19 protein-coding genes are annotated in these 25,278 nt (G+C 40.2%); 5 read left to right on the forward strand and 14 right to left on the reverse strand.

The genetic code is table 11. The features are described 5' to 3' along the window. The 9 genes from HRT55_RS19330 to lrp form a co-directional block, all read right to left on the reverse strand. Window positions 1–365: transposase zinc-binding domain-containing protein (locus HRT55_RS19330; RefSeq protein ID WP_291623907.1), on the reverse strand; the 365-nt coding region annotated here is incomplete at its 3' end. 229 nt (window positions 366–594) lie between these two features. Next, entirely contained in the window at window positions 595–1,059 is a 465-nt protein-coding gene (locus tag HRT55_RS19335) for a GyrI-like domain-containing protein (protein WP_291623909.1), read from the reverse strand. A 126-nt stretch (window positions 1,060–1,185) separates the two neighbouring features. Further along, a complete protein-coding gene (locus HRT55_RS19340) occupies window positions 1,186–1,470 on the reverse strand; it encodes a hypothetical protein (RefSeq protein WP_291623911.1) in 285 nt (94 codons plus the stop codon). Between the two features lie 377 nt (window positions 1,471–1,847). Next, entirely contained in the window at window positions 1,848–3,128 is a 1,281-nt protein-coding gene (gene serS, locus HRT55_RS19345) for a serine--tRNA ligase (RefSeq protein WP_291623913.1), read from the reverse strand. Between the two features lie 136 nt (window positions 3,129–3,264). Continuing rightward, complete coding sequence (gene crcB / locus HRT55_RS19350; RefSeq protein WP_291623915.1) at window positions 3,265–3,666, reverse strand: fluoride efflux transporter CrcB; 402 nt, start codon at window positions 3,664–3,666, stop codon at window positions 3,265–3,267. Beyond that, a complete protein-coding gene (locus HRT55_RS19355; protein WP_291624086.1) occupies window positions 3,650–5,029 on the reverse strand; it encodes a replication-associated recombination protein A in 1,380 nt (459 codons plus the stop codon). The genes crcB and HRT55_RS19355 overlap by 17 nt, the downstream gene beginning before the upstream one ends. Window positions 5,030–5,186: 157 nt before the next feature. Further along, window positions 5,187–5,990 carry an outer membrane lipoprotein chaperone LolA gene (gene lolA / locus HRT55_RS19360; RefSeq protein WP_291623917.1) on the reverse strand — a complete coding sequence of 268 codons (804 nt, stop codon included), beginning with the start codon at window positions 5,988–5,990 and terminating at the stop codon, window positions 5,187–5,189. A 75-nt stretch (window positions 5,991–6,065) separates the two neighbouring features. Then, on the reverse strand, window positions 6,066–8,699 hold the full coding sequence (locus HRT55_RS19365) for a DNA translocase FtsK (RefSeq protein WP_291623919.1): 2,634 nt from the start codon (window positions 8,697–8,699) through the stop codon (window positions 6,066–6,068). A gap of 182 nt (window positions 8,700–8,881) precedes the next feature. Next, window positions 8,882–9,358: a leucine-responsive transcriptional regulator Lrp gene (gene lrp / locus HRT55_RS19370; RefSeq protein WP_291615966.1), complete on the reverse strand. Its 477-nt coding sequence runs from the start codon at window positions 9,356–9,358 to the stop codon at window positions 8,882–8,884. 157 nt (window positions 9,359–9,515) lie between these two features. Between lrp and ald the strand changes: the two genes are divergently transcribed. From ald to infA, 5 genes are all read left to right on the forward strand, one after another. Further along, window positions 9,516–10,634: an alanine dehydrogenase gene (gene ald, locus HRT55_RS19375; protein ID WP_291615968.1), complete on the forward strand. Its 1,119-nt coding sequence runs from the start codon at window positions 9,516–9,518 to the stop codon at window positions 10,632–10,634. A 260-nt stretch (window positions 10,635–10,894) separates the two neighbouring features. Continuing rightward, complete coding sequence (gene trxB / locus HRT55_RS19380) at window positions 10,895–11,845, forward strand: thioredoxin-disulfide reductase (RefSeq protein ID WP_291623920.1); 951 nt, start codon at window positions 10,895–10,897, stop codon at window positions 11,843–11,845. A 339-nt stretch (window positions 11,846–12,184) separates the two neighbouring features. Beyond that, complete coding sequence (gene aat, locus HRT55_RS19385; protein ID WP_291623922.1) at window positions 12,185–12,910, forward strand: leucyl/phenylalanyl-tRNA--protein transferase; 726 nt, start codon at window positions 12,185–12,187, stop codon at window positions 12,908–12,910. A gap of 52 nt (window positions 12,911–12,962) precedes the next feature. Next, entirely contained in the window at window positions 12,963–13,724 is a 762-nt protein-coding gene (locus HRT55_RS19390) for an arginyltransferase (protein ID WP_291623924.1), read from the forward strand. Between the two features lie 130 nt (window positions 13,725–13,854). Continuing rightward, a complete protein-coding gene (gene infA / locus HRT55_RS19395) occupies window positions 13,855–14,073 on the forward strand; it encodes a translation initiation factor IF-1 (protein ID WP_291623926.1) in 219 nt (72 codons plus the stop codon). A 133-nt stretch (window positions 14,074–14,206) separates the two neighbouring features. Here the strand turns inward: infA and HRT55_RS19400 are convergent, their stop codons facing one another. The 5 genes from HRT55_RS19400 to recC form a co-directional block, all read right to left on the reverse strand. Next, a complete protein-coding gene (locus HRT55_RS19400) occupies window positions 14,207–14,593 on the reverse strand; it encodes a VOC family protein (protein ID WP_291623928.1) in 387 nt (128 codons plus the stop codon). Between the two features lie 124 nt (window positions 14,594–14,717). Beyond that, on the reverse strand, window positions 14,718–15,287 hold the full coding sequence (locus tag HRT55_RS19405; protein ID WP_291623929.1) for a DUF3087 family protein: 570 nt from the start codon (window positions 15,285–15,287) through the stop codon (window positions 14,718–14,720). Between the two features lie 85 nt (window positions 15,288–15,372). Continuing rightward, entirely contained in the window at window positions 15,373–17,466 is a 2,094-nt protein-coding gene (gene recD / locus HRT55_RS19410) for an exodeoxyribonuclease V subunit alpha (RefSeq protein WP_291623932.1), read from the reverse strand. A 25-nt stretch (window positions 17,467–17,491) separates the two neighbouring features. Next, window positions 17,492–21,544, reverse strand: a complete 4,053-nt coding sequence (locus HRT55_RS19415) for a UvrD-helicase domain-containing protein (protein WP_291623934.1) — start codon at window positions 21,542–21,544, stop codon at window positions 17,492–17,494. Continuing rightward, on the reverse strand, window positions 21,544–25,179 hold the full coding sequence (gene recC / locus HRT55_RS19420; RefSeq protein ID WP_291623936.1) for an exodeoxyribonuclease V subunit gamma: 3,636 nt from the start codon (window positions 25,177–25,179) through the stop codon (window positions 21,544–21,546). Before recC ends, HRT55_RS19415 begins: the two co-directional genes overlap by 1 nt. Window positions 25,180–25,278 lie beyond the last annotated feature (99 nt).

The raw sequence follows: 25,278 nt of genomic DNA on the forward strand, positions 1-25,278 counted from the left end.
CTTACCGCCGTAAATAGCAGTTGTTGACAGAAGGCGCGGTTAAACCGCCAAATAGCATGTAAATCATGAGGTAAGGTGAAAACCCAGTGGTGATGTTTACTGTTGAGTAAGAGCGCTTCAACGCGTTGTTGCCATTGCTCTGCTTTGAGTGCGCTACATTGCGGGCAGCTACGGTGTTTACAACTGTTGTACCACACGCCATTTAAGTGACCATCTTCACAATAAACACTGTGACCACCTAAAGATTCGGTTCGACAACGCATTAATTGCTCTGCGGCTTTGATTTGATAAAGCGGTAGCGCATGATTTCTTTGGTAGTGAGTAAAACTCGCTTGTAGAAAGCCTTGCACTGTCGGTTTTTTCATGGAATTAACAGTAGGACGATAACGCTAAATTAGCTAATCAGATAAGAGGGATTGCTGTTAAATTTGAGTGCCAACAAGAGTAAATTGTGATTCTCCGAGCTTGCTCGGCAAATTTAACGCCTGCTTAAGCGGAAAAATTTAGTTGGCTAAAATATTGAACGGAGTGAAAATAGCCAACTGTATTTTTTCCGTTTAAAGCCCTTGTTAGGCTTTTGTACTCTAAACTAAATTACATAATTGGTAGATACACATCTGTGACCATTTCAGATTCTTTAACTTGAGGGCCTACATTAACATAGTGAAAAAAAATGGGAAAATCAGTTAGTTTTTCACCACTATTCGGTAGCCATGTTTTGTATAAATCTCTAGCTGTTGTCATATTTTCACGAGAGCCTATATAACGAACTTTTGCACAACGTAAAGCTGGAATTGTTTTAGCTAAAACATCATAGGTGTTTTCGGCAACCACATGTTCAATTGAAACACATAAATCTACGCGATAATCTGCTGGTAAAACCACATTAGGATCATTGTAATGAATTCCATAACTACGGTGTATATCCGAAGGTGGTAATTTATTTTCTTTACGCCATTCGATAAGTTTATTGATAGATTCATTTTCAAGCAAAGGTGAGCCGTGATGCTCAACAACCGCAACTTTTGTTTTAGGAAAATTGATTATTTCAACGTCCATTTACACTCCTAACTAAAGAAAAGCCTAACGCCTAATTAACAGGCAAAAAATTGTTGGCTAAAATAAGTGAACGTAGTGAACAAAAAGCCAACTGTTTTTTGTCCTTGTTGAATTTCCTTGTTAGGTTTAATCTTGGTCATAAATACAAGTAAAAGTAAGCTCGGCATTTAAAGGAGTCCAGCCACGAGCACCATGAGTTTCCCATTCTCCTTCTTTCATATAAGCTCCTTTAGTTTTACAGAACTCATTTGCTTTTTTTAGTGATAATCCCTTAACATCAGACCAACTTGGAAATTGTCCTCCCATCTCAGAACTGACCCTATAAGTGTCTTTACCAACAGGTGCAACGTTACTAACTGATGAACAGCCTACAAAAAATAGGCTACAAATTGAAATCGCAAGAATTCGCATAATACTCCTTAAACCTAACAGTTTATTAAGAGGCAAAATCCCTTCTTTCTACAAGATGAGATTAATCGTCCCTAATTTTATAATGCTAAGAGATTACTAGATTGTTATCGGTAGATCAATGAGTTAAAAATACTCACTTAACTGGTAGATGTGTGAAAGGCGGAAATATTCCCGCTTTCTTGTAGAAAGAAGGAATTAAGCCAGCACTAGATCTATATACAGTATTATTAATATATTTATTAAGATTATTTTGCTATTAAAACATTTTTAATAGAACTATATGAATAACTCATGGGCAAGATCAAAAAACGCGACTAAGTTTCCTAAGTCGCGCTTTGGCTTTATATCACTTACGTAAGTTACATACTAAAGGTGTATTAACCTATGTTAGTAACACCAGCCATATATGGTTGTAACACCGTTGGTATATTAATGCTGCCATCGGCTTGTTGATAGTTTTCTAAAATAGCAACTAAAGTACGCCCTACTGCTAAGCCTGAGCCGTTAAGTGTGTGCAACAATTCTGGTTTGTTGCTTTCACTATTTCTAAAACGTGCTTGCATACGACGAGCTTGGAAAGCGCCCATATTTGAACACGATGAAATTTCACGGTAAGTATCTTGTGCCGGTAACCAAACTTCTAAATCAAAGGTTTTCATGGCACTAAAACCAACATCACCACTACATAATTGTACTGTGCGGTAAGGCAGTTCAAGTTTCTCTAGAATAATTTCAGCATGACGCGTTAATTCATCAAGTGCTGACATTGAATTTTCTGGTTTAACTATTTGCACCATTTCAACTTTATCAAATTGATGTTGGCGAATAAGACCACGAATATCACGACCACCCGAGCCTGCTTCACTTCTGAAACATGGTGTATGTGCAGTCATTTTAATCGGTAATTCAGCTTCATCAACAATTTCGTCACGCACTAAGTTAGTCAGTGGCACTTCTGATGTTGGAATTAAAGAAAGCTTTTTGTTCGATAAGTCTGTGTGGAATAAGTCTTCACCAAACTTAGGCAATTGTCCGGTACCGAATAATGACGTGGGATTAACTAAATACGGCACGTACATTTCTAGGTAACCATGCTCTTCTGTATGTGTATCAAGCATGAACTGGGCAATAGCGCGGTGTAACTTAGCAATTTTGCCACGCATAACCACAAATCGTGTTCCCGCAAGTTTAGCGCCGCTTTCAAAATCTAAGCCTTTATCAACGGCAAAGCCTAAATCAACATGATCTTTAACGTCAAAATCAAACTCACGTGGTGTACCCCAACGCTTTATCTCAACATTATCATCTTCGTCTTTACCGTCTGGCACAGAGTCATCAAGTAGATTTGGCAGAGCACTAGCAATGGCCTCAATTTTAGCTAAAACTTCATCTTGCTCAGCCTTCGCGGCATCAAGTGAGTCACCCAGTTGGCTAACATGTGCAAGTAATGGAGCAATGTCTTCGCCACGCGCTTTCGCTTGACCAATAGACTTTGAACGAGAGTTACGTTCACTTTGAAACTCTTGAGTTTTCACTTGGATAGCTTTACGTTGCTCTTCTAACGCGCTTAACGCAGCGGTATCTAATACGAAGCCTCGTTTGGCAAGTTGTTGAGCGATATTATCTAAATCAGTTCTAAGCAGTTTTGCATCAAGCATAATTGTTCACATTCTTGTTTATAAAGTTATTAAAATTGTATTTTTTTGTTCAGTACAAAGTACGTTTATTCAATCTAAATTGCGCTTTCTATCTAAGCTTGCTTTATTCTACCTGCGTTACTGTCGTAATCAGCAGCTATTTTGCTAAAGCCGATACCATAAACATTCCCAGCGCTGCAGCACCAATACACAGTGAAACATTCAGTAAAATATTTATCGCGGCTTTTAACACTTCGCCTTGTTGCAATAATAACAAGGAGTCTAATGAAAATGTAGAAAAGGTGGTAAATGCACCTAAAAAACCTATGCCGATTAAGGTTCTATGAACATTAATATCGAGAATTTCATGTTCGATCAGCTGATATAGCAAACCCATAATAAATGAGCCGATGATATTAACCATCAACGTAGCAAAAGGGAAACCTTTTCCTAGCCAATTGAGAACTAATTGCGAAATATAAAAGCGTAAGCTTGCCCCACAGGCACCGCCGAGGGCAACAAAAGCATATAAAGTAACGTTACTAATAGCGCTGCTCATGGCTATTCCTATTAAGCTGGTTTAAGTAATCGAGTTTTTCTTTGAGTTTTTTCTCTAGTCCGCGTTCAGTTGGTTGATACAAACTGGTGTGTGAGCTATCTGCTTTGGCTAACGCTTCAGGGAAATAATTCTCTCCTGCGGCAAAGGCGTTTACTTCGTCATGAGCATAGCGATATTCGCTGCCATGACCAAGCTCTTTGGTGATGCTACTGGTGGCATTTTTCAAGTGCAAAGGTACATCTAAATCACAGGTTTGCTGCGCTAATACTTTTGCTTTATTAAAGGCTTGGTAAACAGCATTACTCTTTGGAGCAAGTGCCATATATACCGTAGCTTGAGCAATAGCCCGTTCGCCTTCACTTGGTCCAACACGATGGAATGTATCCCAAGCGTTAATAGCCAGTTGCATAGCGCGTGGGTCAGCATTACCAATATCTTCACTGGCAATGGCCAGTAAACGTCTGGCTACATAAAGCGCATCGCCACCAGCGGTCAGAATTCTGGCATACCAATATAAGGCAGCATCAGGGCTAGAACCACGCACTGATTTATGAAAAGCACTGATTAAATCGTAAAAAGCATCGCCACCTTTATCATAAAGGGCAATTTTGCTACCTGCGACTTGGGCTATAAGCTCAACGGTAATCGTTTTAACATTAACGTTAGCACCCTGTTCGTTTTGCTTATCTATCGGCTTGCTTACACGTATTGCGGTGGTACTATCAAGACAGTTTTCTAATAAATTAAGTAACCGTCTGGCGTCGCCATCACTGCGATTAAGTAAGCTTTGTTTAGCGTCATCACTCAGTTTAATCACAAGTGATTGTCCGTTTTCACCCTCACTTTCACATAGCGTAATAGCACGTTGTAATACTTGTGCTAAATCATCTCCCGTTAATTTCTTTAAGGTATACAAACGGGCGCGTGACAATAACGCTTGGTTTAATTCAAAAGCGGGATTTTCTGTGGTCGCGCCAATAAATATAATGGTGCCATCTTCAATATGCGGTAAAAACGCATCTTGCTGTGATTTATTAAAGCGATGCACTTCATCAACAAAAAGTACCGTACGACGCTTATTACTGCCCTCACCTTGCGCGCGTAATTTTGCTTTTTCAATGGCGCTACGAATTTCTTTTATACCCGAGGTAACCGCAGACACGCGCTCAATTTCAGCATTAGCATGCTGAGCAATAATTTCAGCCAAGGTAGTTTTACCACTACCAGGCGGGCCCCAAAAGATAAGCGAATGACAATGCCCTTGTGCAATTGCTTGCGCTAAGGGTGAGTTATTACCAAGAATATGCTCTTGTCCGACATAATCGGCTAAAGTTTTCGGGCGCATTTTAGCGGCCAACGGCATAAAGCTATTCGCGGCAGACAAAGTAGTATCCGCAGCGGCTAGACCACTCTCTTCCGGGGAAAGATCAAACAGTGAGCTTTGTTGCCCTTCGCTACCACTTTCACTATCACCTCCCTCTGAAGGTGCCTTGCCTGAAGGTAAGTTTCCTTTAGGTAAATTATCGCTGGTCTTCAAGTCTCACGCCCTGAGGTAAGGTAAAGGTAAATAAAGACGCGTCTGGTTTATCTTTACTATTAAAGTGACTTAAATTGATTTGGCTAATTTGTCCGGTGGCATCTTTAAATGAAAACTCAGTTAACTGGCTATCTATTGCACCGACATCAGCGCTTACAGAATTGCTATGAGAAAAACTTAATGTTAACTGCTTAATTTGGCTATTTTTATCTTTTGGCGTAACAATGAAGCGCATGCCTGCTTCAACATTACTCTCTTGAGAAACATCGTACTGCTGCCAAAGTTGTGGTTCATCACTGGTTAACAGCAAAATGGGTGTGTTATGAATTGATTTCGCTAGGCTATAAGCACTGGCTTGTTCAATGAAAGGGTCATAAAACCACAAGGTATTACCATCACTGACAATTAAGGTTTCATCCGGCGTGATGGTCTGCCAATTCACTAGATTGGGCTTACTAATAGCAAGCGTACCTGAGCCTTCTTGTAATACTTGACCTTGTCCATTAATAATTTTCTGAGTGAACTGAGCACTGAAAAAAGCCAGTTTACCCAGCTTAGTCATTAAGCGTTGTTTCGCTTCACTTACTTGCTCTGGTGCCGCTTTAGTGCTTACAGCGTTTACTTTAGCCATAGGCTCGACTGCATAAGCAGTAGCTTGGGAAAAGTGCAGTACCGGCAATAATAAACCGGTTAACGCGAGTGTACGGATAAAAGGCTTTGTAGTTTGCTTATTTGGCTTAGCTGGCTTATTTTTCATAACAATATTTGGCATTAAATTGATTTGCATAGTTTTACTTCTAATAAGATGAACTATGGCAGCGTTTAACTGCCACAGTGAAAATAGTAAGTGCTAAATGATAAGTTATAACGTATCACGTACAGGTGGTGGTGCTAATACTTCTCTTGCGCCATTATTACCTGGGGTTGAGACAATGCCTTGCACTTCCATCTGCTCTACAATACGCGCCGAGCGGTTGTAACCGATTCTGAATTGTCTTTGCACACTCGAAATCGACACACGACGCTTTTCAGTAACGAAATTTACCGCTTCATCAAATAGGATATCAACCTCTTCAGCATCGCTACCTTCGGCTTGTTCACCTGGTAATAAAATATCTTGTTCGTTTTCACCCGATAGAATTTCATCTACGTAGTTAGGCGCACCACGAGCTTTCCAATCTTTCACTACCGCATGAACTTCATGATCATCAACAAAAGCGCCATGCACACGTGTTGGTACAGCTGTACCCGGTGGTAAATAAAGCATATCACCCATACCGAGTAACTGCTCTGCCCCTTGTTGATCTAAAATAGTACGAGAGTTTAAACCTGACGATACCTGAAATGCCATACGCGTAGGTATATTGGCTTTAATCAATCCTGTAATAACATCAACCGATGGACGCTGTGTAGCCAATATCAAATGAATACCTGCCGCACGGGCTTTTTGTGCAATACGGGCAATCAACTCTTCAACTTTTTTACCGACAATCATCATCATATCGGCAAATTCATCAACGATAACAACAATGCTTGGTAATTTTTCTAACAGTGGTGGTGTTTGATCCATACCATCATTAGGCTGCCACGTAGGGTCAATTAACGGCTCACCAGCAGCAATAGCCTCAAGCACTTTCTTGTTGTACCCCTTTAAATTACGTACACCAACAGCAGACATTACTTTATAACGACGCTCCATTTCACCAACACACCAACGCAATGCATTAGCGGCATCTTTCATATCGGTAACCACTTCTGACAGTAAATGTGGAATGCCTTCATACACTGACAACTCAAGCATTTTTGGGTCAATCATAATCATACGCACATCTTCAGGCGTTGATTTATACAATAAGCTGACAATCATGGTATTTACACCAACAGACTTACCCGAGCCAGTAGTACCCGCAACCAGTAAGTGTGGCATTTTACCTAAATCGACTACCACAGGGTCGCCAGCAATATCCTTACCTAATACCATGGCAAGTGGCGATGTTGACTCTTCAAAAGCAGGACAGCCAATCACCTCACTTAAATAAACTATTTCTCTATGTTTGTTGGGTAATTCTAGGCCGATAACCGATTTACCTGGAATAACTTCAACCACACGCACGCTAATGGCTGATAAGGCACGGGCTAAATCTTTCGACAAGCTAGTAATTTTATTTACTTTAACCCCTGGCGCTAAGTCTAATTCAAAGCGAGTGATAACTGGGCCTGGGTATACCGAAACCACTTGCGCTTGTACACCAAAGTCCAGTAGTTTTGCTTCAACAAGGCGGCTAACTTGGTCTAATTCGTCTTGATTTATTGGGTTTTTCGCCTTATCAGGTCTATCAAGTAAATCGATAGACGGCATACCCTTAAAGTTACTATCAGCAACAGCAACTAAATTAACCTGGCCATTATCATCGCTTAAGGTTTGCTCAACAGCAGATAAACTTGCGGGTACCGGCATTAGCGCCTGTTTAGGTGATTGAATATCATCCGCAACATTAGGCTTATCTACCTCGGCAAAAGCCGCGGTAATTTCTTTCTCACTGACATGGTCTTGAATATTGCCAACACTGGGCTCACTCATTAACTCTGCAATATCAATGAAAGGTTCGCTTTTAACCGGCTTAGCATGTTTAGTAGTGGCTGGCTCGTCTTCAAAATTGAAGAACTCAGGCAATTCAATAGTGGCTGTTTTGGCATTAATACCTGAAGGTAGCTCTGTTGAAGGTACGGGTTCTGAAGGTAAATGCTCTGTCTTGGCTTTTCCTTCTTTGACGCTAGCTTTAGTTTCAACTAAACGGCTTTTAACATTGCCTAACTCTGTATCGTCAACACCATCACTGGTACCAAAGTGTGTTTTAATCAATTTAGGAGCATTTGCTAGCCACAGCGCGCCAACAATGGCGTATTGACCAACACAGTCAATAAACTTAAGCCAAGAAAAACCCGTTAACAACACAAAACCTGCACAGGTAAATAGTAGGAATAATAAGGTAGAACCAACAAAAGAAAAATATGGCAGTAAAGTTTCACTCAGTACATCGCCTAAAATACCACCGGCAGAAAAGTAAAAAATGTCATCAAAATTCATGCTTGCCAGTGAGGTAACACCTAAGTAAAACATGAAAAAACCAATCAGTTTTAAGCCTAGTGTTAAGTAATCAAGGGTGAGCAAGACATGAAAGCGTTGAAACAACAACCAACCGACGATAGCAATAACAAAGGGTAAGCTATAAGCGATAAGTCCAAAAAGGTTTAAAAATAAATCTGAGAGATAAGCACCAACTGAGCCGCCTAAGTTGCGCACTTCAGTTTGATAACCCGTTTGCGCCCAGCCGGGATCGGCGGGATCAAAACTAAATAAGGCCAACATCATAAACATAGCAAAGACAGTGAAAAACAATAACCCAGCCTCAAGCAGACGTTGTACGCCAGTGAGTTGTTTATTGGTCAATGTATCAAGCGAAACATCGGGATTTTCGATAAGATCTGAAGACAATTAAAAGTACCATTGGAAATAAAATAGGTAAAATCACCCATTACAAAGCTAAAGTATCAAATTCGCGCTTAGTTGGCAGCAACAAATTGCCATTACTGTATATTATTTCAGTAAAAGGGCTAAAACTTAGCTACGCGTTGTCAATTCTCTTCAATATCCACAGTAAAACTTGCTCTGTAGCACTAGCGTTTAATGGGCAGGAGGTTAGTCGATTTAATTTCATCCATAACCACGTATGTTCTACTCTCACTAACCGCAGGTAAACGCAACAAGGTATCACCGAGTAGTTCCCGATATGCCAGCATATCTTTTACTCGAGTTTTAAGTAAGAAGTCAAAATCACCAGAAACCAAATGACATTCTTGAATAACATCAAGTTCACCGACGGCTTTAGCAAAATCATCAAAAACATCGGGACTGGTTTTAGTTAGCGTTATCTCTACAAACACTAATAAGGCAGCATCAAGCTTAAGCGGATTTAATATCGCTTTATAACCACTAATGTACTGCTCTTTTTCTAAGCGTTTTACCCTTTCTAAACAGGGTGTTGGACTTAACCCTACCCGCTTAGACAGCTCAACATTCGATAAACGACCATTTTTTTGTAGCTCAAGAAGAATATTTTTATCGATACGATCAATGGTTTTATTAAGGCTCATTTATATAACTCTGTGTTTTATGCTGTTTGTAGCATTATATATCGCATTATGGTAAATAACGACAGGTTATTCTAATAAGTTACTACTATACTAGTCGCATATATTACAAGCACAGACAAAAGTGCCTTCCAACAAGCTTCGCTTAAGAGAGAGAAATATGATTATTGGTGTACCTAAAGAAATTAAAAACCACGAGTACCGTATTGGCTTAACACCTGCAGGTGTTAAAGAATTGATCGTCAATGGTCACCAAGTAATTGTTGAAAATAATGGCGGCGCATCCATTGGTTTTGATAATGAACAATATATCACTGCTGGTGCAAAAATAATTGATAGCGCGGCAGAAATTTTTGCCACTGCCGATATGATCATCAAGGTGAAAGAGCCACAGCCGGTTGAATGTAATATGCTTCGCCCAGGTCAAATCTTATTCACTTACTTACATTTGGCACCAGATCCTAAGCAAACTGAGTTATTAGTTGCTTCTGGCGCAATTTGTATTGCTTATGAAACAGTTACCGCTGCAGCAGGTGGTTTACCTTTGTTAGCGCCTATGTCTGAAGTTGCTGGTCGTATGTCTATTCAAGCCGGTGCCCATGCTTTAGAAAAAGCACAGGGTGGTTTAGGTGCTTTATTAGGTGGCGTTCCAGGTGTTGCTCCAGCTAAAGTATTAATAATTGGTGGTGGTGTTGTTGGTACTCAAGCAGCACGTATGGCTGTAGGTATGGGCGCAGACGTGACTATTTTAGACCGTTCTTTACCGCGTTTACGTCAATTAGACACTGAATTTGATGGCCGTTTGAAAACTGTTTATTCAACTGCTGATGCCATGGACCACTTAATTGTTGAAGCTGACTTAGTGATTGGTGCGGTATTAATTCCTGGTGCTGCGGCTCCTAAATTAGTGACTAGAGCACACATAAAGTCGATGAAGAAAGGTGCTGTTGTTGTTGATGTTGCTATCGACCAAGGTGGCTGTTTTGAAACTTCAAAAGCAACTACGCATCAAGAGCCAACTTATGTTGTTGATGATGTAGTGCATTACTGTGTTGCTAACATGCCAGGTGGCGTAGCGCGTACATCTACTATGGCGTTAACGAATGCAACTATGCCATTTGCAGTTACCATAGCAAACAAAGGTGCTAAGCAAGCTTTATTAGATGATGAGCATTTAATGGCAGGCTTAAACGTAGCCGCTGGTAAAATCACTTACAAGCCAGTTGCCGATGTTTTAGGTTATGAATATGTTGAGCCAGCTGTTGCCTTAAACGCATAAAGCTGAACTTACGCCTAAGCTAAACAAAGAAACAACTCAATAACGCGGTAAACATGACGACAGTCTTTTCGCAAGATTAGTCTTTTACCGCAAATAGCGCACTTTTGCTTACAGATAGGCGAAAGTGCGTTTTTTTTTATTTATCATATAACGAAGTAATTATTTACCCCCTTGCTTTATTTCCTTATCATCCCAATTAATAAATGATAGGTAGTTAAAGGTTAACTACTTCGAAGTAATCAATTTTTCTTGGAGAACCCATGAGCGACGTAAGACACTGTCCCCTACTAATTTTAGGCTCAGGCCCTGCTGGTTATACTGCTGCAGTTTATGCAGCCCGCGCAAATTTAAAGCCGGTAATGATCACAGGTATGCAACAAGGTGGTCAATTAACCACTACCACTGAGGTAGAAAACTGGCCGGGCGATGCTGATGATTTAACCGGTCCAGCATTAATGGAACGTATGCAAAAACATGCGGAAAAATTTGATACTGAAATCATCTTTGATCACATCAATAAGGTAGATTTTTCTAAACGCCCTTTCACTCTAACGGGTGATAATGGGGTATTCACTTGTGATGCCTTAATTATTTGTACTGGCGCTTCAGCACAATACTTAGGTTTACCTTCAGAAGAAGCCTTTATGGGCCGTGGTGTTTCAGCTTGTGCTACTTGTGATGGTTTCTTCTATAAAAACCAAAAAGTTGCTGTTGTTGGTGGTGGTAATACCGCGGTTGAAGAAGCGCTGTATTTATCAAACATTGCCAGTGAAGTTCATTTAATTCACCGCCGAGATACCTTCCGTAGCGAAAAGATTTTAACGGATCGTTTACATGCCAAAGTGGCTAACGGTAATATCATTTTACACACCCACCGTACTTTAGACGAAGTATTGGGTGATAACATGGGTGTTACTGGTTTACGTTTAAAAGAAACTCAGTCTGATAAAACCGAAGACCTTGATGTCGCTGGTGTGTTTATTGCCATTGGCCACAAGCCAAACACTGATATCTTTAAAGACCAACTAGAAATGAAAAATGGTTATTTAACCATAGAAAGTGGCACGCAAGGTAACGCAACACAAACCAGTGTTGAAGGTATCTTTGCTGCTGGTGATGTTGCTGATCATATTTACCGTCAAGCAATCACTTCTGCAGGTGCCGGTTGTATGGCAGCATTAGATGCTGAGCGTTACTTAGACGCGCAATAAGTAGATGCATTAAAGTAAACTGTTGCTAAGGTTATTTGGCACTGTATTTACTTGTTGGATATCTTGTTAGACATATTAGTGCCACATTTATAAACCACTTGAGCTTAAGCCGTTTAAGTGGTTTATTTGTTTTCATGCCTATGTAGTTTACTCAGGAACTCTTTGTAAACGTCATCTTCGAAGTCTCTGATCGAAACGTAGCATGGATGCTACTTATTAGACAATGCAGGACGCATATTGTCCTGTTCCATTGCTCTTTATACACTGGAGCCAAGTGCATAGACATGTTTGTTTTAGCCATTTCATAATGAATTACATCAATTCTCTTGGGAATATTATATGAGTCAACTACTGTATCAACTAGATGATGCCAGTGTAGCTTTCCCACCGATAAGCTGCGCACTAAGCGAGCCAAATGGTTTGCTGGCACTCGGTGGTGATTTATCTAGTGCTAGGTTACTTAGCGCCTATTCCCAAGGTATTTTCCCTTGGTATAGCGAAGAGGACCCACTAATGTGGTGGTCACCTGATCCAAGGGCAATTATCGCTATTGAGCAATTACGTATAAACCGTACTTTGGCTAAAGCGATACGTAAAGCACCTTATACCATTACCCTAAATCAAGACTTTACTCAGGTTATACAACTTTGTGCCGATGCACCCTTTCGCACTGATGAAACTTGGATACTTGATGATATGCAAGCAGCTTACATTGACTTGCATCAACAAGGGCATGCGCATTCTATTGAAATATGGCATCAGGATGGTGAAGGTAACAAAGCATTAGTCGGCGGCCTGTATGGCGTCGCTATTAATGGATTTTTCTCAGGTGAATCAATGTTTTATAAACAAAGTAACGCCTCAAAATTTGCCTTGCTTGCACTAGGTCAGTTACTCAAGAGCATTGATATTAACTTTATCGATTGTCAGTTACTTAACCCTTTCCTCGAAGACATGGGCGCTAAAGAAATCAGCCGTACTGAATTTCTCTTAAAACAACAAAAGGCTATAACTAAGCAAGTGCCAGATGATTTTTGGCAAGCTAGGACATTAACGCTACTCTAATGAAATTAGTTATAATTAACCTTGAGAGTTATCAAAAATTGGCAAATTATCAATGAATGAAATTTCTTATAAACTGGGTATAAGCAAAATATTTCCCTGTAATTATTTACCTGATAAAGAAGAGCGGCTGCTTATTGCTGTTGATGAACGTCTAGCCAACAGCGAAAGTTATGGCTGGCTTATGACACAAGGGTTTCGTCGTAGCGGTGAACAAAGTTATCGACCACACTGCCCTAACTGCAACGCTTGTCAGTCAATTCGTGTATTAAGCAACGATTTTACTCCATCAAAAAGCCAAAAACGCTCAAAGAAGCGCAATAGCCACTTCATTATTAAACAATCTTCACAGTTAAAAGATAGCTATTACCCTTTATTTGAATCGTATATCAACACCTTTCATCAAGATGGCAGTATGTACCCCGCTAGCTTCCAACAGTTTCAAAGCTTTTTAAGCTGTAAGTTAACCAAACAATTGTTTATTGAAACCTGGGCGCCAGCAAATGAACAGAATGGCCTCAAAGAAGAGACACTGGTATGTGTTGCCGTAACCGATGTGTTAAGTAATGGCCTATCCGCCGTTTATACCTTTTACCATCCAGAATTCAAAGCCCATGGTTTAGGGGTGTTTTCTATTCTCACCCAACTAAGCTTTTGCCAACAAATGTCTTTGCCTTATTTATATTTGGGTTATCAAATAGATGATTGTCAGAAGATGAATTATAAGAACAGATATTTCCCCTTCGAGCGCTTTATCGATGGACAATGGCACTTAAATGACAAGACTACTGCTATTAAGGCGGAAATTGCTAAATAAATAGCAGCAAGCCTTTACATTGGCCGAGCAATTAGGCATGATTCGCGCAGCTTTTTTATCTGCCAGAACATATTACTATTACAGAGTAAATTCTTGGCTAATTTGCACAACATTAGAGGTTTAGCGCCCCATGGCGAAAGAAGAAAACATTGAAATGCAAGGTACTGTTATTGATACTTTACCTAACACTATGTTCCGAGTTGAACTTGAGAATGGTCACATCGTAACGGCACATATTTCTGGAAAAATGCGTAAGAACTACATACGTATTTTAACGGGTGATAAAGTAACGGTTGAATTGACACCTTACGACTTATCAAAAGGTCGCATTACTTTCCGCGCTAGATAAGCCAGTAAATAGTCTTAGACTATTTCAAACCAATTAAAAAAACCAGCATGCTTTTAGCACACTGGTTTTTTATTGTCTAACTTTTAAGTTTAAGTTCTAAATTTGAGCTCAGCCTCGCTAAGAGCGCCTTACGTTAACCCTCTGGCATTTCCAGATGGAAGGCATTGAGTTTATTACCGTCTAAGTCGCGGAAGTAAGCCGCGTAAAAACCAGCCATCTCACTACGTGGTCCAGGGCCTCCTTCACAAGTAGCGCCTAAGCTAAGCGCTTTGTCATAAAAGCTTTTCACTTGATCATTTGAGTCAAGCATAATGGCGATCATAGTGCCATTACCGACGGTAGCGGGCTCACCATTAAAAGGTTTAGTGATGGAAAAACCTGCGTGTTCCATACCTGTTGACCAAGCAACAAATTGCTCGGTTTCTAAAAATCGACCTGCCCCGATACTACTAAAAAGCTCATCATAAAAGCCGACCGCTTTTTCGAAATCATTAGTACCCAGTGTGATGTAACCTATCATGTTTCTTCCTTAGAATAAGATGTGTGGCCTATACCAATTCCAATAAGTTTCTTCCCTCTCAGCGAGAACTAACTTAATGGACTTGGTATTATGTTTGGCTAAAAATAGAGACGTAACTTTATCTCTAATAAGAAGCTAGCAGACTTTTTTCAAATTGGGCAGCATTTATTGTTAAACCGCTTGTCGCAATCATGTCGTTAACTTTCGCTAAGTGCTTTTCAATACTGGATAAGGTAATAGTATTATCATCAAGGTTATATATTTGAATTTGGCTCTGATAGTAAAAAGATAAAATGATCAAAGCGTTTTCCTCGCCCTCTTTAGCAGCAAGTTTAATTTTTTTAAGTTTACGGTAAACAAGGTTTTGTAATTGCTTTACCTGCCAAACATAATAAATCTCAGTAAAATACTCACTATTTTTAATGCTGTGTAAAATGGCCGCATTGGCAAGTAATGCCAGGATAACGCCAAGTAAATTGTAGCTAAAATTAGACTCTGGCTCAGCTTGTACTCCATCAACAATGATGTCACTTGCGCCTTTAACTAGCTCATTCACATCGCCAACATTAGAAAATAGACTTATAAGCACAGTGCCAAAAAGCAGTGACATCACTAATAATGAGCTGATAAAGCCGACAATGGTAATATTTAGGTGTTTTCTATAACGAGCTTTGTTTATATCAATTAATTGCATGGTTTACTAAAATCCTTGGATAGTTATTAGAAGTAGAAATCAAAAATAAAAGGTAAAATAAAAACGAATACTGAGCGCTATGTTATCATTTTTCGCGCTTAGCGCATAAAACTAAGCCAGAATGGCGTTTAACTTGTCCGCTAACACCTTGTTGCCAAACCCCTTTGTTAGCGGCTATGGTCAGTTGTTTTTTCGCCCGAGTAATACCGGTGTAAAGTAGCTCTCGCGATAATAACTTACTGCCTCTTTGCTGCTTGTTTAGCTGCTCACTTTCTGAGGCAGAAAGAACCAAAGCAACATGAGAAAACTCACTACCTTGGGTTTTATGAATGGTCATGGCATAAACACTTTCAAATTTCGGTAAACGTGACGGCAGTATTTGTCTTATCGCTTGCTGGCCACCTTCAGTGCTCTCACCTGTTTTACTTTCAAGGGCTGTTTTCTCAAGGTTACTGTCTTCAAAACACGCCATAAGATGAGTTTTACCTGCTTGGTCGACAATACGCCACAAAATGCCAATATCACCATTGTATAAACCTAAGCGGTAGTCATTTTCATTAATCATAATAGGCTGACCATGATAAAGCGTTTGCTGGTTTTGCTGATAAGGGGCGTTATGTTTTCCTAGATAGCTTTTGATCACTTCATTTAGACGCTCAACACCATAATCACCTTGCCTAGTAGCACATAGCACTCTAAATTGTGCTAATAAGGCAAAGGCCTCGCTAACATGACTACAAGACTCAATCGGTTGGTAATACTGTTTCACCAAAGGTGCTAACCAACTAGCAAGCTCACCTTGAGCCAGCACTAACTGGCCAGGCTCTTGATTATGAGCATCTTTTAGTAGCTGCCAACTACGGTTAACATCGCCTTTAATAACGCTATTGGCAATTAAACCAATACCACCTTTGCCATCAAATCGTCTTGATTTAACCAGAAAAGATAGATAATCAACATTGCTGCTATTAGTATCACTATGAGTATTAGCGCTATGACTATTCGTACTGCTTAGTTGGCTTTGCTCACTTTGTTTATTTGCTGAAAAATACAGATTTAGTTGCTCTGCTTCGAGCTGGCACACTTGTGTTAAATATTGTTCATTGCCAAGGCTATAACCGCCGTGTGGGCGCGGTGCTATATCCGCTAAGACACTACCTGCAGCGACAGAGGGCAATTGATCAGCATCACCTAATAATATGACTTTAGCGCTGTCTTTTAGACCTCGAAATATTCGGGTCATTAACGGTAAATCAACCATAGATACTTCATCTATCAGCACAATGTCATAGGCTAAGCGATTATCTTCTTGGTGTTTGAAATTAGGCGAATTGGGTAATACTCCTAATAGGCGATGAACGGTTTGTGCTTGGGTCGGGATTTCAGCCAACACCTTGGCATCGATTAAGTCTTTAAAACCACTAATTGCGTCAATAATAGATTCTGACAAGCGTTGTGCCGCTTTACCTGTGGGTGCTACTAGAGCAATGTTCAGCGCCTGTGCGCCCTGTTCACTTGCTTGTTGCAACATAACGAGTGCGGCTAACAGTTTAGTAACGGTATAAGTTTTACCTGTTCCTGGTCCGCCGGCAATCACACTAAAGTTTTTATTAATGGCATTAGCAACCGCAACCTTTTGCCAATCAATCTCTAGGGCCGGCTCATCCGGGAATATAGCCGAAAGACATTGTTGAATTAGTTCATTATCATACTGACATTGCTGCTCTAGGCGCATATTAATGGCATGGCCTAAGTCACTTTCAAAGTTAAAATAGCGGCGCAAATATAAATTATCATTGTGCAGCACCAGTAATTGTTGATCTGCTGCTTGGATATTTAGCCCACTTAAAAGTGTTTTCAGCGCTGTTAATGAGGTAAAAATAAAGCCGCTATGGCTAAATTCACTTTTATCAATATTTTTTACAGGTACACCTTTGCCCCAATGTTGTTCGGCTATTTCACTTAACGGCAGACAACTGTGCCCGGCACGTAAACTGGCGCTTAAGGCTAAAAACACATGGTATAAATTTTCTTGATTACTTTCCTGAAGACTTTGTTCTACAACCTGGTCTGTACTTAAGGCTGTTAGCATCTCTTTAGCAAAGAAATAATCAATGGCTTCAACACCTTGGATAGCTTCTTTGACTTGATTAAAATGGTTATATACTTGTTTATTCATATTCTCTACTCTGTTTGCAACCATATTAAGCTTCCTCTTGATTTAACTGCGTAGGAACAGCCTGCTGACAAGTATTTTCCGAGGAAAACAGTGCATCAAGAGCATTGATTTCTTGCTCAGTAATTTTACGATAATAAACACCTGCACCTTGATGTTCGGGCGCTGTCGTCATACCACGTAAATATAGATAATAAACACCACCAAAATGTTCACTGACATCATAATCCACCAGTGTTTGTTTTAAATAACGATGTAGTGCTAGGCAGTAAATTAGATACTGTAAGTCATAATAATTTTTCTCAACATTATCGAGCAAAGCATCAAATTGATAGTCTTGAAAGTTATCACCTAAATGACTCGACTTATAATCACACAGGTAATATTTTCCTTGGTGTTCAAAAATCAAATCAATAAAACCGTGCATCATGCCGCTAAGCTTTTTATAACTAGGTAACATCACTGGATACTTTAAAGTTAGAGTTGAGCTGTTAGTTGAAGTGTTAGTTGATGTACTAGTTGAGCCGCTATTGCCACTACGCTGAGCACTATTTCGGTGATCGGTTAGCAATTTAGCTAACGCGTTAGTGCCCTCACCTTGCATGGGAAAATAAAACTCACTTTCACGTAAGGTTTTATTATGCTCAAGCTCAGCAAGACTAGTGATTTTCTCGTTATCATTAGTGCTAGTAATAAAAGGCGCGCTTAGTACTTGCTCTAACCAGGCAATTAATTCATCTTCAGTAAATGAAGTATTGTCAGTGCCAGTTACTCCGCCACCAGTTAACTCTCCATAGACGAGCATCGGCTTTTCTAGACTATCTTGCCAATTAGGCGCAGAAAAATCCGTTTGCTCTAAAATATCATGTAATAAGTTACCGGTATGTGCACCCTTAGCTAATTTAAAGCAAATCTGTTCGGTACTGCTTAACTCGGCATTACTTAGTTCGGTATTGCTTAACTCGATACTGCTTAACTCGGCAGTGCTTAGCTGAGTACGAGTGTTATCAGTATCTCGATCAGGATTAGAAACACCCGCATGACGAATATTGCGACTTAGGGCGGTAAATGAACTCAACCACCAATCTCGCTCTATTTTACCGTTAAATTTACTGACCACAGCATTTACTAGCTCGACACTATTATTTTCACTTGGCTGGTGCGCTGGCTCATACTCATCACTCTCACCATCTAAGAAACACTCTAGTGATACCTCACGAATACCAATGGCATGCTCGGCACTTGCTTTAAGTGTTTGCAAGCCCATAAGAATGCTGTCTTGCTCTTGTAGTTGTAGTGTTTTACCTAAAGGCGATAAATGATAGCCATCAAAAGCACAACACAGCACATAACATCTACGCTCAGCCCTTGTTACTGCCACGTAAAGTAAACGAATACTCTCTGCATACGCTTCATTACTCATAGCTTTCTTAGCTTCTTTGGAGCCATCTAGACTCAAGCATAAATCACCTTTTTTATCATGGTATTCAAGGTAACTTACCGATTTATTGCCAAATTTAAGTGGGTCTTTATGACGACAAGCAAAAGGGATAAAGACATAAGGGTATTCCATGCCTTTTGAACCATGTTGGGTGATCAAACGAATGAGATCGCCGTCACTCTCTAACCGCAATTCGGCTTCAACATCATTAGTCTCGGCATGACATTGCTGCTCAAACCAATGTAACAGCTCCTGCCCCTGACTTAAGCGCACGCTAGCCGCTTGTAATATTTCAAATAGGTGCAATATATTGGTTAAACAACGGTCTTTGTTATGTTGCGGGACATCAAGCAGATTGTGCATCAAATTAATGGCCATGGTAATAAAACCTTGGCGTTGCCATTGATTTCGGTAGTCGACAAAAGCAAATTTCATGGTTTGATAGGCCAGTTCATCTTGCTGTAGTTGAGCTAACTTTTGTGCATCAAAGCCTAACAATCCACATGACAGCGCGGCAACAAACAAACGTTCATTTTCAGCTAACAGTACCCCTTTAAGTAAAGACAATAATTGCTTGGCTTGTTGAGAGTGAAATAAATTGGCTCGGTCAGATAAGAAAACACTATCAAGACCCGCTTGCTCTAACGCATGTTTAATATCACGTGCTTCAGCGCCGTCTCTGACTAAGATGGCAATGTCTTTTGGCTTTACTGAGCTAGTGGCTGATTCCTCGTTCGAGGTTAACAAGGTCACTATTTCATTGGCACACCAGTTAGCCAACATAGGACGAGACCCTTGGCTAACCTTGTCTTTTTTCTGGTCACTTTCGCCATTATCGTCAGTGAAGTGAATAAATTGCAACGCTTTATCACTGTCTGGTAATACTTGCTCGTTGGCCGGGATTTCTGGGCTAGCGTTAGTCGGTTTTTTGCCGGCCAGTACCGGTAAATAAGGAATACCAAAACCAAAGACACTCTCACCCTGTGGTTTTTTGACTAATTTCGCGGCTGTAGGTTCATTACCTATATCACTAACGGATTGCTTGCTGACGGTGCCTTCAGCAGTGGCTTCATTAGCGTTTTTATCAAATAGTCGATTATAGCCAGCAATCATTTCGGGCGTGGATCGCCAATTGGTATCCATCAACCAATGATAATCACAGCCACTGCGGGCATTTAAGTAGGCAAAAATATCACCACCACGAAAACCGTAAATAGCTTGCTTAGGATCACCAATGAGAAACAAGCCGGCATTCGCTTTGACCGCGCTATTGCCATAATAGATAGCTTGTAAAATACCAAACTGTTTAGGGTCGGTATCTTGAAACTCATCAATTAATGCCACAGGGTATTGTGCCAGTAACTGCTTAGCTAATTGGTTCGAATCCTCATGGCTTGAGCTTTCATCGTTTGATCTCTCATTATTGGCACTTTCGTCATTTGTACTTTCATCACTTAAACAAGCTGGGCTAAGACAATATGCTAAGGTATTAATCAGGTCATCAAAATCGAGTAAATTAAGCGCTTGTTTTTGTTCAATCACTTGCTGCCTGATACTGTAAATAGCCGATTTAACAATGGTATAGGCTTTAGCTTTATTAATATTATTGGCTAATTTCTTAACTTGCTCTTTAACTTCTTTTACCGCTGCAAACGCCTCAAGTAGCTCCGTTTTATAAGTGGATCTGGCATAGCGTTTACCATCAAAAAAACCATCGGGCATTTTTACTTTGCCCTGACCTACATCCATCAGAGATATTTCTTCACTGATAATGCTTTCAAGCCATGATTGTAGCTGAGCTAGTTCGCTGCGCCTTTTATCTTGCTCTGCGCCCTTTTTCACCAATATTAAGGCATTTTCAAATAAATCACTGTTCGCCGTTAAGTTCTGCTGTGCAAGACGTACCCGCGCGATAAATTCAGCGCCAATACTTTCAACATCAACAACAGATAATGTACTGGTGTGTCCTATAGCCTTGCTAAAACTGGATAGAAAGCTTTGGGGTGTTGCCCAAAAACTCGCCAGTAACATAAAGCTGTCATCATCTGACTTGGCTAAACTACGATACCAATCTTGGCAAACTTGTAAGATTATCTCAGTAGAGTTTGCCGCCATGTTGGCATTAAAAGGTAAACCACTGGTAAAGGCATATTGATTTAAAACCCGTTGACAAAAACCATGGATAGTAAAAATTGCTGCTTCATCTAAAAAAAGTAATGCGCGTTTTAATAAAAACTCTCGTTTTAATAAAAACTCACCTTTGTTTGCTTCAATGTATTCATCAAGAGAGGCAAAATAGGAGTCTTCTTCACACAATCTATGCCAGTCACTCAGCGCTAAACGAATAAAGGTATCAATGCGCCCACGTAACTCTTGTGTGGCATCTTTGGTGAAGGTCATTACCAATATTTGCTCAACCGTTAATTCACGCTCGAGCAGCAAACGTAAATAGATACGGGTGATATTATAAGTTTTGCCGGTTCCTGCACTGGCTTCAATAAGGTGCTTACCATTTAATGGTATGCTAGCTGCATCAAGGTTTTTCAGCATGAGTGCTTCGCTAACTACCTTGTTATCTAGGTTATTAACTACCTGTTTATTAGATATTTGGTTAGCATCAGGAGTATTAACTTGTGTCATTATTTTTTCTCCTGAGCAGCTTTAGCAGCTGTTTTTTTAGCTGCTGGTTTACTTGGTTTTTTGGCTGCCTGTTTAACGACCACTTGATATAAATCCTGATAAATAAATTCAAGGTCAGCTTGATGCATAGCGTACTGCGGGCACTCTGGCCAAAAGTAACTCAGATAATCATCATCACTTAAACCGCGTGTACTCATATCCCCTAACCAAATACCTTCAAAACGAGCTTGTGTCATTTCGGTTAGTTGACCTCGTTTTTTAGTAAACACCTTCTCTGCCAATTCGCCGTTTAACAACAAGGGTTGTTGTTGGCCTTTAAAAAACATCGTTATAAGGTTAACCAGCTTTGTTTTTGCATCATTAATATTAGCGACAGCAAACTGCTCTACTTTCTGCACTTTGGTATTAAAATATAAGCCAATAGTTTCAGTGACTTGTTGTAATTTTTTCGAGTCGCTGTCGGCAACGCAGTTATCTTTGGGACTCGTTAGTTCATTAGCAATAAGTTGATCTTGCCAAACCTGTACCACGAGTTGATTGAAGTACATGGTGAATTTATCTTTAGCTTTAGCACTGGAACTACGATAGTGCACCAACAAATTATGCTTAACGGCTAATTGGCAGGTTAAAGTGACAGTTACTCTATCGCTACCTATGCCATCAACAGTAAGGTCTAAAGTACAGTTAATGATCTCTGGGTTATCACAACTTAGTTTGTTTATTTCAGCGCTAAATTGCTGCACATCTTGCTGATAATCATTAAATAGGGTTGCTGTTGTCGGTAAATCGGGGAATTTACCCGATAACTGCGCCCGGGTTAATGCCTCAGCAGATTCATCGCCTTCTAATTCGGCTTTGAGTAAGTCTTGTCGTAATAAGTAGCTTTGCAAGTGATTAACACTAAAAGGCTCAACATCTTCGAGCAAACTATGATCATTATCGAAATATAAATTAAACTGCTGTTGAGCAAACATTTTTGTCGGGTGCTGATAAAAACGTATTAATTGCTGGCCAGACAAACTCAGCTCTGTCGGTCTTTCTGGTGCTTGCATGGCTAGTGGTGCAGAATCATTGCTTGAGCTATGATTAACAGCCGAACTGTCTTTATCAGCTTTGCTTTGTCCAAGTGCTAACCAATTGGCATCAAAACTTGGCCATTTACCTTGATAGTTGTCGACACTAAATGCTTGCATGGCTAATTGGTAGATACCCTGGGGCTGAACACCGCCATCACTACTGTTGTCTGACTTGTCGGCATTTTCGGTATTGCCTTCTGAGAAATTCCAACCGTAGCCTTGGGCTAAATATTCCATCAACTCTTTTACTACCAGTGACGGTTGTTTCTCACTATTATTTTTGATATTTCGCCCTTGATAGCTTAGGTATAACGAATTTCTAGCGGAAATAATCGCTTCTAAAAATAAGTACCTGTCATCACCGCGGCGTGACCTATCGCCCAATTGAGCCTTAGAAAGCGACATAAGATCAAAGCCTAACGCTTGGCGTTGCCGAGGAAAGTGACCATCATTTAAACCTAATACCGCGATAACTTTAAAAGGAATACTGCGCATAGGTAACATAGAGCAAAAAGTCACCTGACCGACCATAAACTGCTTACTGGCATCACCTTGACTAAAGTGTTGGCTTAAATAATCAACGACAATTAATAAAGAGATGTCATCTTCAAAATGCGCATGGTGACAATGTTCAACCAGACCAGCAATGGCTTGTTCAATCACCATCAGGCTATTTTCATTGCTAACGTTGTCGACATCAACTCGACTAAATAAGCTACTCATCTGCTCAAGTAAAAAGCTTTGCCATTGTATAGCGGTGCGAGAGCGCTGCAGGTTCTCACTAAAATAATGTAATTGCTCGATAAAGAGCATCAACTGACCCAGTAACACGCCATCACTGCCTTCAACATTACTCAGCAACAATTGTTCTTGATAAATTTGTTCACTGTCGGCATAAGCAAAGCCACGTAATAAACGTGACAAACCTTGTTGCCAAGTAAAAGCAGCGTTGGCTTGTGGTCCCAGCAATGATTGCTTGTGAGTTAAATCTAAACCCCAATGAACCGTTGCTTGCTCTAGCCAAGCAGTGATCTTAACTAAGTCTTCCCCGTTAATAGCAAAGTTGCTCGCCATGGCTGGTAAGCGTAAAAACGCTAACAATTGTGAAACACCAAATCGGCTGTCGGGTAAGCTTAGTAACTCAGTAAAAGCGGCAACTAAAGGATCGCTATCTTTAGCGCTGCGATCAGCAATGGAACAAGGCAATGGCGGTACTTCGCCCGCTATATCTTGCCAACCACGAGTAAAGACAGCGTTTACATAAGGGGCGTATTCTTCAATTTGTGGGCACATCACCAAAATATCTTTGGGTGTTAAGCTTTTATCGTCGTTAAATTGATGTAATAAGTAGTCGTGTAGTGCTTGGACTTCCCGTAAGGCGCTATGACAGCTAGTGATAACAATGGAGTCGTCTTGGCCAGTAGTTCTCTTGGCTTCATTTTCATCATTTTCGGCGTAAATCCGAGCATCAGAGAGTGAGAGAATATCATTTTGCAGCTGATGTAAAACACTGGTCGTTTCTGCAAGTTCATTACTTGCTTGAGCACTCGGCTGAGCACTTTTAGCTTGCTCAAATAAATCAATATCTATAGTACTGTAATTTTGCAGCATTGAGATAAATTCACGACCCTGCTGGCCTAAATTAGCCAATAGTGGATTACCGACAAAGTTTTGTACATCACTCTCATCTGCTGAAACACCATCCGACCATTGTGATAACTTATTCAACGCATGCTTTTCAGTCATTGCTTGTTTATCGGTAATGATGTCTCCCCAATAAGAGAAACACGGATTAAGGTGAAAAAAGTGGACTTCAACATGTTCACTCAAGGCATTAAGAAAATCTAACCACATTGGTGCCATGGTATTAAGACCAAAGAAACTAATACGTGGCGGAATAAGGTCTTTTTTGTTGGCAATATTAGCTATGGCATCATTGAGTAATTCAACCGGATTATAAGCTAGCTGGTCAATTAACAAGCGCCATAATTTGCCTTGCCATTTATGTTCGCTGCTCGCTATTTTTTCTAGCCCTTCAAGTTCAAAATTACCTTTTTGCCAATTGTCTAACCACTGAGGTCTAAAAATTAAATACTGCTCATACAAATCGGCTAATTGTGTGGCTAATTGATAGCGTTTTAACTGGGCATGTTTACTTTCTTTATTTGCAGTATTATCACTAGTCTCTGCTGAGTCTTCACCACGCCAATAGTGGGTGGCTTGACTGAAATCTTCATCCTCAACCACACAATCTAAGGCTAAAAGTGCATGAATACGCCAACAAAGCACCTCTCTTGAGTAAGGTGACTGATCAGGCACCTTGTCTTCGCTAGCTAGCGAGCGTATTAACTTCCATAAAAATTGCGCAGGTAACGCGTAACGCATATTCATGCTAATACCCCGATCTTTGGCGATAGCTAAGTTAAGCCAATGCTGCATACCGGCATTTTGCACAACAATGACTTCTTGATTAAATACACCTAGGGGGGAAAGTTGCGATATTTTGTTGAGCAAGAGCAACAAATTTTCCATTTTGTTGGCAGGATAAAGATGGATCAAGATAATGCCTTAATTGTAAATGACTCTGCTTGCCTGTTGCTAAAAACCCTCATTACGACATGAGAAAACAAGCAATTAAATTACCTTAAATTTAACCAT

This window comes from Colwellia sp. (genome assembly GCF_013214175.1).
Classification (GTDB): domain Bacteria; phylum Pseudomonadota; class Gammaproteobacteria; order Enterobacterales; family Alteromonadaceae; genus Colwellia.